This window comes from Cupriavidus sp. 05L310 (assembly GCF_056398185.1).
This window is the reverse complement of sequence record NZ_JBFTOX010000039.1, coordinates 1-10,961: the sequence shown is the minus strand read 5'-3', so window position 1 is coordinate 10,961 and position 10,961 is coordinate 1. Positions and strand designations below refer to the sequence as shown.

Here is a 10,961-nt window from a genome sequence, read left to right as displayed (position 1 = left end):
GGCCCCGGCCAGATGGCTTCAATGGATCGTGCGTGTCACCTTGACGTGCGGCACCGTTGTCGCTGCCGTGCTTTCGGGCGTGGCGCCTTCGTCTTGCTCGATCATGGTGGCCGCGAGGCTGAGCGCAGCCTGCATCTCTTCATGCGACAGACCGGACGATAGCGCAAGACGCACCGCCAGGGATGCCAGTCGTGCGACTTCATAACTTGGGATGCTCATCTCAACTCCTTGTGTCAACGCTTTACCGGGCCCCGCCGCGCGGGGCAGCGGGACCTGTGGTGCGCCAGATCGGCAAAATCGGCAGCCGGCGCGCTCTTGCGCCGGCACCTGTCAATCTCCAGTATGGTTCACCGCGGGCCGCGCTGCCTGAAGAGAATCCCCCGGCGGCACGCGGCCTTATGCTGGCAGGAAGCCTTCCACAGTGAGATAGCGCTCGCCGGTGTCGTAATTGAAGCCCAGCACGGTGGCACCGGCCGGCAGGTCGGGCAGTTTCTGGGCAATGGCGGCAAGGGTGGCGCCGGACGAGATACCCACCAGCATGCCCTCTTCGCGTGCGGCGCGGCGCGCCATCTCGCGTGCCGGCTCGGCGTCGACCTGGATGACGCCGTCCAGCAGTTCGGTATCCAGGTTCTTGGGGATGAAGCCGGCGCCGATGCCCTGGATCGGGTGCGGTGCGGGCGCGCCGCCGGAAATGACCGGCGAGGCCACGGGCTCGACCGCGAATACCTTCAGCGCGGGCCACTTCTGTTTCAGTACGCGGGCGCAGCCGGTGATATGGCCGCCCGTGCCCACGCCGGTAATCAGGGCGTCGATGCCCTGCGGGAAGTCCGCCAGGATCTCCAGCGCAGTGGCCCGGACATGTGCTTCGATATTGGCGGGATTCTCGAACTGCTGCGGCATCCATGCGCCGGGCGTGGCCGCCACCAGTTCCTCGGCACGGGCGATCGCGCCCTTCATGCCTTTTTCGCGCGGGGTCAGGTCGAAGGTGGCGCCGTAGGCCAGCATCAGGCGGCGGCGTTCCACCGACATGCTGTCAGGCATCACCAGCACCAGCTTGTAGCCCTTGACCGCGGCCACCATGGCCAGGCCGATCCCGGTATTGCCCGAGGTGGGCTCGATGATGGTGCCGCCGGGCTTGAGCAGGCCGGACTGCTCGGCTGCCTCGACCATCGACAGGGCGATCCGGTCCTTGATGGAACCTCCGGGGTTGGAGCGCTCGGACTTGATCCAGACCTGATGCGTATCGCCAAAGAGCCGCTGGACGCGGATATGCGGCGTATTGCCAATGGTCTGCAGGATGTTGTCGACCTTCATTCGGAATCTCCAGGGATGTTTTCTAACCGGACTCGCGAGTGCGTCCGGACTAGCATGCGCTGGGGGATTCTAGCCGGGCAGCGGATGGCGATGCGATTTTCCCGTCATATCGGCACGGGCAAGCGCTGGCGGGCGCGCGGCTGCCCGGCGCTCAGTGGCAGGCTTCGGTTTGCGCAGGCAGGCAGAGTTCGCGCGCGGGCAGCGATTCCAGTTCCGAGGCGAGGACGACGCGGCTGCGGCCGCGCCGCTTGGCCTCATACAGCGCGCGGTCGGCGCCACCAAAGAGCTTGTCCCAGGTGGCTGTCCCGCCGCCCTGGCCGTCGCGGATCTGCGCCACGCCGATGCTGGCGCTGGCGAATCCGCCAAGCTCGTGCGGCAACGCGATGGCGCGGATGCCTCGCAGGATGCGGTTGGCCAGCAGGATGGCATCGGCTTCGGTGGTATGCGGGCAAAGCACGCAGAATTCTTCCCCGCCATAACGGCCCGCCAGGTCCGTGGCGCGGTGCGTTTCCTTCAGGACCTTGCCGATCTGCTGCAGGATGCGGTCGCCCGCCCGGTGTCCGCTGCTGTCATTGATGTGCTTGAAGCGATCGATGTCGATCACCAGGCAGCTCAGCGGATGACCGCGGCGCGTGAATTCGGCGGACAGCACCCGGGCGGCGTCATCCATGGCGCCGCGGTTCAACAGCCCGGTCAACGGATCGAGGCGCGCCTGCTTTTCCTGTTCGGCCAGCATCCCCTCCATGGTCATTAGCGTAAAGCCAGCCAGGCCGGCGAGGATTGCCACGAAGGCAGGCAGCAGGCGCAGCTGGAACAGGACCTCGGCATCCAGGCTGGACGCCGGGGCGCCCGCCTTGAGTACCGCATACAGGCCGCAGCACTGCGCCAGCCATTGCAGGCCGCACGCCGTCAGCACCAGCGGACGGCTGCGGCGGGTCAGTGCTTGCGGCCGTTGCAACAGGTAAGCGAGCGTGAAGCAGGCGGTGACGGCAGCCACCGCGTAGCCAGTGATTTCGGCCAGGCGGCTGCCGTTGCCCAGCGCGGCGGCAGCGAGCACGGCGACGATGGCGAGCGCACCGGCAGTGAGCGGGCGGGAGTCCGCCGATTGGCGGCCATCGGCCAGCAACACGCCGCGATGGATCAGCAGCTGGGCGGCCACGCCAAACAGCGGCGCCAGCAGCAGGAACCAGGCAGGCCCGCCGCGGGCATCGATGACCAGCAGGCCCGCGGCGCAGGCGAACACCTGTCCCGCACCCCAGGCGCGGCCGGCGGCGCTCTGGCGCAGGGCCATCATCAGGGCCGCGAGGATGCATTGCGTGGCGGTGAACAGGACAAGCAATGCCATCACGGCAGTGCCCTCATCTGACTGCATGAGAATCCCCATCGAGTTCGGCGCGCGGTCGATGCGCCGGAGTTTGCCTTCGAAGGTGGGTTCGCGCGTGTTGCGTGGAGCCCGTCTGTGCGCCCTGGCTGGGTTGCGACATTCCCGAATGCGGCGTGCCGCCGGCGCATGTCCGGTGTGGTCTTGCCGAGGTGAATATGTTCTTCTGTTTGAAAAAATTCTACACAGCGAAGCGCCGCAAATGCCTTGTTTTCACCGCGTGTGACAATTGTTAACATTGGCCCCGAGGCGCGTGATCTAAGATTCCCTTGGCGGTTGCGCCGGACGGGCGGTATGCGTTGTATTACGGCCCTGGCCATGGCGGCGCGACGCGTGGCTATTGGTCACCGCTGACTCGTCAGCGCCGAATTTCCGGCACGTACTGCGATATGTTTTCTTTGCAGAAAATGCCAAAAATGCCATAAATATCCACTTTGTAATAATCTTCACCGGGCGCGGTGGGCACCCTGGCGCGGCGACTCCGCCTAAGCGTGCTGCCGTTAGCAACACCCAGGAGCGGCCAGGCTTGGCGGATTCCGTCAGTGCGCCAATCGAAGCGGTCGGAGCCAGGAATCCGGCACTATCAGGCAACTGTTGCACCTTCCCGCATTTGCCCGAGTGCTTCATCCCTAGTCCGAAATGCTTATAGGCAGGCTTACCCGCATGCCTCAGAATTCCCCCCGCCATAGTGCCTGATCAGGCACTTTGATAAATATCCCGCGGGGGACTGCCCGGTATTTCGGGCAGCGTGGGAAGCCGTAGATGGGAACAGCCATACCCGGAATGCATCGTCACGCGGCACCAGGCGCGAGAGCGCGTTGGCAGGCAAGCAAAGCGAGCTCTTCCGGAGCGGGACATAAAAATGAAGAAAACAGGGGCCAACAAGTGAATTTGTTGCGAATGGACGGTGTCATGCGCCGCGTGGCTGGCTTGCGCCAAGCAAGCCGGGGTACGCCGATGACAAGAGCCTGGCTTGGCGCGCTGCTGGCCGTGATTGCTGCCTGGCTATGCCCGGCACAGGCGCAGGCGCAGACCGCGACACCCGCAGGTGTACGCGCCCCCAACATTGCCTTCCACTACGGCAGCAAGCCGCCGGTGGACTCCTTGCAAGCCTTCGATATCGCGGTGGTCGAACCCGACAGCGGCTTCGACCCGCGCACCGCCGCCACGCCCAATACGCAATGGTTCTCCTACGTCAGCATTGGCGAGGTCTATCCTTCGCGCCCCTACCTGAAGGACATCCCCAAGGCCTGGCTGACCGGCAATAACGACGCCTGGGGCGCCCGCGTGGTCGACCAGGCCGCCGAGGGCTGGCCTGCCTTCTATGTGGACAAGGTCATCACGCCGCTGTGGCAGCGCGGCTTTCGCGGCTTCTTCCTCGACACGCTTGATTCCTACCAGCTCGTTGCCAAGACCGATGCCGAACGTGCCCGCCAGGAAGCAGGCATGGTGGCGGTGATCCGCGCCATCAAGGCCCGCTATCCCGACGCCAGGCTGATCTTCAATCGCGGCTTCGAGATCCTGCCGCAAGTCAGCCAGCTGGCGTACGCGGTCGCGTTCGAGTCGCTCTACCGCGGCTGGGACCAGGCGGGCAAGCGCTACACCGAAGTCAGCGAGGCCGACCGCGACTGGCTGCTGGGCCAGGCCCGCACGATCCGGGAGCAGTACCGCTTGCCGGTGATCTCGATCGACTACTGCCCGCCCACCGACCGCAAGTGCGCGCGCGACACCGCCGCGCGGATCCGCGCGCTGGACATCATCCCCTACGTGGCCGACCCTGGCCTGCAGACGGTTGGCATCGGCAGCATCGAGGTGATGCCGCGCCGCGTGCTGGTGGTGCAGGACCGCGAGCCCGGCGTGTCGATCGACGACTCCGCCGGCGTGCGCTTCGTTTCCATGCCGCTGAACTACCTGGGCTATCGCGTCGACTTCGCCGAAGCCAGCCAACCGCTGCCCGAGATCGGCCCGGACCGCTACGCGGGCGTGGTGGTGTGGATGGCCGGCAATGTGCGCGATCAGCCCGGCCGCTTCTTCAGCTGGGTACAGCGCAATATCGACCAGGGCGTGCCGGTGGTGTTCCTGAATGACTTCGGCGCGCGCATGAACGGCTCGCTCGCCTCGAGCCTGCAGCTCAACCCGGTCAAGGGCAAGGTCGGCGTCAAGGCGGATGTGGTATCCAAGGACCCGATGATGGGCTTCGAGATGCCGGTGGCGCCGGACCGCACCCAGGCGGCGCTCGTGCAGGTCGGCGATGGCCCTGGCTATCGCTCCCTGCTGCGCCTGAATTCGGGCACGCTGACCTACGACGCCGCCGCGATTACTCCCTGGGGCGGCTATGTGCTGGGCCCCTATGCCGTGCGGCAAAGCGCCAACGACCAGGACCGCTGGGTCGTCCAGCCGCTCGCTTTCCTGCGCGAAGCGCTGCGTCTGCCCGACATGCCGGTACCGGATGTCACCACCGAGAACGGCCGGCGCCTGCTGACCATCCATGTGGACGGAGACGGTTTTGCCTCGCGCGCCGAGATCCCTGGCGGCGGCTTCTCCGGCGAAGTGCTGTTCCGCGAGATTTGGGACCGCTACCGCCTGCCGATGACGATGTCGATCATCCAGGGCGAAGTGGCCAGCGATGGCATGTATCCCAAGCTGACCGCGCAGCTGGAGCCGATCGCACGCAAGATCTTCGCGCAGCCCTATGTGGAGGTGGCCAGCCACACCTTCTCGCATCCCTTCGAGTGGGGCCGCACGGTGCCCGGTGGCGCGCATTCGGAGAACGCCACCGAAGGCGACGCAGATTTCCACCTGGCGATTCCGGGCTACACCATGGACCTCAAGCGCGAGGTCGGCGGCTCCATCGACTACATCAACCGTACGCTCGCGCCCGCCGGCAAGCCCGTCAGCATGCTGCTGTGGTCGGGCGACTGCCAGCCACCCGCCGAGGCGATCAGGCTGACCGACCAGGCCGGCGTGCTCAACATGAACGGCGGCGATACGCTGATCACGCGCAGCAACCCGACCTGGACCGCGATTTCCCCGCTTGGCATCAACAAGGCCGACGGCACCTTCCAGGTGTTCGCCCCGAACCAGAACGAGAACGTCTACACCAATCTCTGGCATGGCCCGTTCTACGGTTTCGAGCGCGTGATTGAAACCTACGAGCTGACCGACCATCCGTACCGCTTCAAGTCGGTCAACATCTACTATCACAATTACTCGGGCACCAAGGCAGCCTCGCTCAAGGCGCTGCGCAAGGTCTACGACTACGTGCAGAGCCAACCGCTGCTGCCGGTGCATGCCACCGACTACGTGCGCAAGGTGATCGACTGGCAAGGCATGGCGGTGGCGCGCGAAACCGGCGGCGACGGCAAGCAGCCCGGCGCGTGGATCGTGCGCGGCGACGGCAATCTGCGCAACGTGCGCTGGACCGGCGCGGGCGTGACCGACGTGGCGGCCTCGCAAGGCGTGACCGGCACTTCGCCGGCGCCCGGCGGCGGTGTCTACGTGCACCTGGCCGATGGCGCCTCGCGCATCGTGATGCGCGGGCCCGGCGCCGCCGCGCCCGCCGGCCCCGAGGTCGCCGAGGCCAGCGGCTTCGTGCGGAACTGGCAGCGCGCCGGCCAGGGCAGCGCACAGCAGATCCGTTTTGAGTTCAGCGGCTACACCAAGCCTTTCTTCCGTCTCGCAGGGGCGGACCGCTGCCGGGTTGCCATCGATGGCAAGCCGGTGCAGGGCGTGCGGGAGCGCGGCACGCTGCGCTTCGATACCACACCCGTTTCCCATCCCGACAATGCCAAGCAAAGCGTCGAAATCACCTGCGCCGCCTGAGCGCGAGCGGTTGTTGCAGCCAGCGTTCGTGCTGACCTTCACCGCCATGGTGGGGATCGGCCTGGCGCTGATGTTCCCGCGCGAAACCTTGCGCGAACGCCTGCTGGGTGAAGGCCGCGCGGTTGACGGCCTGAGCATGGCCTACCTGGAAGCCTGGTGGCGTGCCGCGCCGGAAGACAACGGTTTCATGGCGGTGCTGGCCGAGCAATATGCGCGTACCGGCCGCCTGGACGAGGCCGAAGCCATGCTGGCCCGGCTGGAAGCGCGCCATGCCGCCAGCCGGCAAGGGCCAGTGCGCGCGCGCGCCGCCGCCGACGCCGAACTACCCAACCAGATCCTGCGCACCCGTATCGAGATCACGCAGCAGCGCGCGTTTGCCGCGTTGCCGGACACGCCGGAGCGCAAGCAGTACATCGAACGGCTCGCCGGGTTGCTCGACCAGGCATTGCCGATGCAATGGGGGCGTACCGATCTGGAAGAGCTCGCGACCGCCGCGCGCTCGATCAACGCGCTCAAGCCGGCGCAGCATTTCTACCGCGCGCTGGCCAAGAGCGATCCCGCCCGCGCCGAGCTGTGGAGTGCGCAGGCGGCATCGGCGGCGCTGGCTGGCGGTGATTACCAGCAAGCGGCCGACGCGCTGTTCGCCGCGCAGGCACACGCCACCGATCCGACCGAGCAGCGCCGGCTGTTCCTGGCCGCGCTCAAGACGCTGCAGTCCGGCAACGAACTCGACAAGGCGCTGGCGCAGGCCGAGCAACACGGCGGCAAGCTGCTGGAAAATGCCGAGGTCCTGCGCTACCTGACCAAACTGGCGCTGGCCGCCAACCGGCCCGAGCAGGCGGCGCACTATGCGCAGCGGTTGCTGCGCCTGCCGCCGAGCATGCAGCCTGCCCCGCTGGGAGCATCGCTGCAACGCGCCGAAGTGCGCCGGGTTGCCGCCGCCCAGCCCTGGGCCGCGCAGGGCGTCATTTTCCTGGACGGTCCGCGCGGGCTGGCCCTGCGCCGCGCAATGGGCGACGCCGCGATGCCGCACCTGCGCCGAGTGGCGGATTCCGCCGGCGCGGGCAAGCCTGCCGCAGTGGCTGCGCCGGCCGCACCTGCGGTGGCGCACAGCGGCGCCCCGCCCGCGGCCGAGCGCGCGTTCAACGCCGATGACTACGAACTGGCCTTCCAGGTCTTCCTGGCCGCCGGCAAGCTCGACGACGCCCAGCGCGTCGCCGAGACCGCCGTGCGGCGCCAGCCCGGCGCGCAGCGCTGGCGCGAACGCCTGGCGCAGGTCGCGGAATGGAATCGCCAGCCCGCGGTAGCGCTCAGGAGCTGGCTCGAATATGCCCAGGCCACCAACGACGAGACCGCCTGGAAGGCGGTGCTGCGCCTGGCCCCGGGACTGAGCGACGATCGCGCCTACCTGGCCGCGCTGCGCCATCGCGCCGGCAGCGGCGACCTCGCCACCATCGACCAGGTGGTCGCCACCTACGAACGGCTGGGAGAGCCAGAGCAAGGGCTGGCTTTCCTGCAAAGCCTGAGCCACGGCCCCAACGCGCGCCAGATCATGGAGCGCCAGGCGGAACTGGCAGAGCGCGCCGGCAAGGATGCCCGCGCCTACGAGCTCTACACGGAGCTGCAGCAGCGCTTTGGCCCACGTCCCCAGTACGCGCTCAAGCAGGCCAACCTGCTTTACGTGCGCGGCAAGCTGGCCGAGGCGCTGCAGGCCATGGTGCCGTCCATGCGCACCGCGCGCTCCACCGATATCGAGTACTGGCGCACCCTGACCGAACTGGCACGCCTGAACCAGCGTGGCGACTTGCTCGAACAAGGCTACCGGCAACTGATGCTGGCCATGGCCGAGTCGCATGACGATCACTGCATGGCCATGCCGCCGGGCGCCGGCCGCAACGACTGCCTGGCCGAAGTGCGCGATATCGAGGAATCGGATTTCTCGAACCTGATGGATTTCTACGACAGTTCGCCCATTGATGCAGGGCGCATTGCCGAGGCCAGCTGGCGCAAGGGCGGCAAGCTCGTGTCGCTAGAACTCGCCATCAACTACTACACCCGCGCACGGGCCTACGGCCGCGTCGCCGCCTTGCTGCAGGGCATGACCCCCGGGCAGCTGAAGCAGGCCGAGCAATCCAGCCGTTTCCTGGCCATGCGCGCCGAGTACCAGCGCGCCCGCGGCGAGCGCGAGCTGGCCCTGGCCGACCTGCGCCGTGCCGCCAGCCTGCCCGATGCTGGCAGCGAGACGCTGGCCGCGCTGATGTGGGCGCTGGTCGATCTCGGCTCGGATACCGAAGTGCGCGCCATGATGCTGCGCCTGAAGAGCGAGGCCGAGGGCAACCCGGATCTGTGGGGCGCCTTTGCCGCTGGCAGCATGCGCTTCCAGGACGGCCGCACCGCGCTGCATTACCTGCGCAAGATGGCCGACGGCAAGAACGCCGATCCGCTCTGGCTCGGGCTTGCCGCGGATGCCTACGACGCCATCGGGCAGACCAGCACTGCCTGGCGCCTGCGCCGCCAGGCCTGGGTTGACCTGCATGGCGACCGTACCGCAAGCGGGCGCCGTGCCTCGGATCCCCGCAGCATGGATCCGGCAGCCGAGGAGGAAGATGCGCAAGGCGGCCCCGCGCCTGCCGAACTGCGCCGCCAGACAGTGGCGCTTGGCCAGATCTTTGCGTCGGGGGATGTCTCGCAGCGCCTGGTGATCGAGATGCTGCGCGGCGACCGCACCGTGATGGCGGGTGCCAACGCCGCCAACTGGACCGGGCCGGCCAATCCGGCTTCGCGCCTGGGTGAGATACCCGGCTTGCCGCCGCTGGACGCCAGTGTGCCGGCGGGCATGGCCCAGCGCGAAGCGCGCCAGCAGGCGGTGGTCTCGTCCGCCGCCAAGGAAGTGGCGCTGGCGTGGGCGCTGTCGAACGAATCCAATGAACTGGCGCGTGCCTGGCTGGCACGCCAGTATGCGCGCCAGTTGCTGCGCCCGGCCTATGCCGAGATCACGCTGGCGCTGGCGAACCAGGATCTGGCCGCGCTCGACCGCGTGCTGGAGCGCCAGGCCGGCCGCATTCCGGTGGACAACCAGATCGAAGCCAACGTGCAGCTCGACCGGCTCGGCGCCGCGCAGACGCTGGCCTACGAGACGCAGGAAACCACCCGTACCGACGACGCGCTGCAGGAGACCCTGCAGGACACGCTGCTGTTCAATGCGCAGGCCATCGAGCCGCGCATGACATACCAGCGCCAGAGCCCGCTGAGTTATTTCGACTACGGCCTGGCCGGCGGCGTGCGCCTGTGGGATGGCTATGACCTGAACCTGCGCGGTGCCTGGCGCACCCAGCACAGCGTGGACCAGACGCAGCTTACCGGCGTGCCTTCGTCCGACAAGCGTGGCGAGCTGTCGCTCGGCTACCGCGACCAGCACCTGCGCTGGCGCTTCGGCGTGGGACGGCGCGACGGCCTGGATAGCGTGACCACCGCGCGGTTTACCGGCGAGTGGCGCGAGGGTACCCGGCTGAACCTCACCACGCTGGCCGGCCTCAACCAGCAAGCCGACGAGTCGGCGGCGCTGCGGGTCGGCGGCGTCAAGGACGTGCTCGGACTGGGCGCGACCTACAACTTCAGCCTGCGCGAATTCGCGGGCGCGCGTATCGAGTACGACCGTTTCCGTGGCCAGGACGGCTCACAACTGGGTCACGGCCTGGTGTACGACCTGGAGCTGGGTTATCGCATCCGTACCGCTTACCCGGACTACACCGTGCGCCTGGTCGGCACCCACGCTACCTACAGCACGCGCGGCGGCACGCTCAGCAGCAAGCTGGCGACGCTGGTACCCGCCGACGACGAAGCCACGCCCGGGTTCTACATGCCGCAGGGCTTCACGCAGGCGGGCGTGACTTTCGGTTTCGGTACCGAGCTGCTCGACGACTACACGCGCAAGTGGCGGCCTTTCGCCGAGATCGGCCTGTTGCACGACACCCGTGCCGGGCAGAACTTCCGGGCCCAGCTTGGCGTGGCCGGCAAGGTGTTCGGAAACGATCACCTGTCCATGTATGTGCAGCACGAAACCGCGGCACGCAATGGCGGCACGCCGCTGACCGAAGCGGGTGTTCGCTACAAATGGCTTTTTTAATCCGGGCGGGCACACCAGTGCCGGTTCACCGTACGCAATCGAGAAGGGGAGTGAGTCATGGAGAAAACTAGCACGAAGCAGAACCGCGCGGCACGACTGCTGGGCTGGTGCGGTGCGCTGGGCGCGGCCCTTTGGCTGGCCGGATGCGCGGTGACCGACGTGGGCCGCGCCCCAATCCACCCAAGTTAAGCATCAACAATTAGGCATCAACAGGCCTTATAAGCAGCATGTCGATGAGGTTTGTGGCGAGGCGGACGAGGCTTGGCGCGATCCGGCCGCACGCGATGGATACGTGTTGCGATCACGGCCAAGGTCTCA

6 protein-coding genes are annotated in these 10,961 nt (G+C 67.3%); 3 read left to right on the top strand and 3 right to left on the bottom strand.

The window, feature by feature from the left end; translation table 11 throughout:
* Nucleotides 1–18: 18 nt before the first annotated feature.
* The 3 genes from AC1DS6_RS26165 to AC1DS6_RS26155 all read right to left on the bottom strand — a co-directional run bounded on the left by AC1DS6_RS26165 (nucleotide 19) and on the right by AC1DS6_RS26155 (nucleotide 2,686).
* On the bottom strand, nucleotides 19–219 hold the full coding sequence (locus tag AC1DS6_RS26165; protein ID WP_035871790.1) for a hypothetical protein: 201 nt from the start codon (nucleotides 217–219) through the stop codon (nucleotides 19–21).
* Between the two features lie 177 nt (nucleotides 220–396).
* Nucleotides 397–1,314, bottom strand: coding sequence for a cysteine synthase A (cysK, locus tag AC1DS6_RS26160; RefSeq protein ID WP_477103463.1), 918 nt, complete (start codon nucleotides 1,312–1,314; stop codon nucleotides 397–399).
* 151 nt (nucleotides 1,315–1,465) lie between these two features.
* The gene (locus tag AC1DS6_RS26155) at nucleotides 1,466–2,686 is read right to left on the bottom strand and encodes a GGDEF domain-containing protein (protein WP_441636696.1); all 1,221 of its coding nucleotides are present in this window, start codon (nucleotides 2,684–2,686) and stop codon (nucleotides 1,466–1,468) included.
* Nucleotides 2,687–3,652: 966 nt separating this feature from the next.
* On the opposite strand from AC1DS6_RS26155, the gene AC1DS6_RS26150 reads away from it, so the two are divergent.
* From AC1DS6_RS26150 to AC1DS6_RS26140, 3 genes are read left to right on the top strand one after another with little or no spacing between them, the layout of a single operon-like run.
* A complete protein-coding gene (locus AC1DS6_RS26150; protein ID WP_477103462.1) occupies nucleotides 3,653–6,517 on the top strand; it encodes a bifunctional glycoside hydrolase/polysaccharide deacetylase family protein in 2,865 nt (954 codons plus the stop codon).
* A complete protein-coding gene (locus AC1DS6_RS26145; RefSeq protein WP_477103461.1) occupies nucleotides 6,480–10,643 on the top strand; it encodes a tetratricopeptide repeat protein in 4,164 nt (1,387 codons plus the stop codon). The genes AC1DS6_RS26150 and AC1DS6_RS26145 overlap by 38 nt, the downstream gene beginning before the upstream one ends.
* Nucleotides 10,644–10,700: 57 nt before the next feature.
* Nucleotides 10,701–10,832 carry a hypothetical protein gene (locus tag AC1DS6_RS26140; protein ID WP_477103460.1) on the top strand — a complete coding sequence of 44 codons (132 nt, stop codon included), beginning with the start codon at nucleotides 10,701–10,703 and terminating at the stop codon, nucleotides 10,830–10,832.
* The last annotated feature ends 129 nt before the right edge of the window (nucleotides 10,833–10,961 follow it).

Bases quoted from the DNA above. Each gene is read 5' to 3' on its own strand.
- AC1DS6_RS26165 (WP_035871790.1), bottom strand. From the start codon at position 219: ATGAGCATCCCAAGTTATGAAGTCGCACGACTGGCATCCCTGGCGGTG.
- AC1DS6_RS26155 (WP_441636696.1), bottom strand. From the start codon at position 2,686: ATGCAGTCAGATGAGGGCACTGCCGTGATGGCATTGCTTGTCCTGTTC.
- AC1DS6_RS26145 (WP_477103461.1), top strand. From the start codon at position 6,480: ATGCCAAGCAAAGCGTCGAAATCACCTGCGCCGCCTGAGCGCGAGCGG.
- AC1DS6_RS26140 (WP_477103460.1), top strand. From the start codon at position 10,701: ATGGAGAAAACTAGCACGAAGCAGAACCGCGCGGCACGACTGCTGGGC.
- AC1DS6_RS26150 (WP_477103462.1), top strand. From the start codon at position 3,653: ATGACAAGAGCCTGGCTTGGCGCGCTGCTGGCCGTGATTGCTGCCTGG.
- cysK (WP_477103463.1), bottom strand. From the start codon at position 1,314: ATGAAGGTCGACAACATCCTGCAGACCATTGGCAATACGCCGCATATC.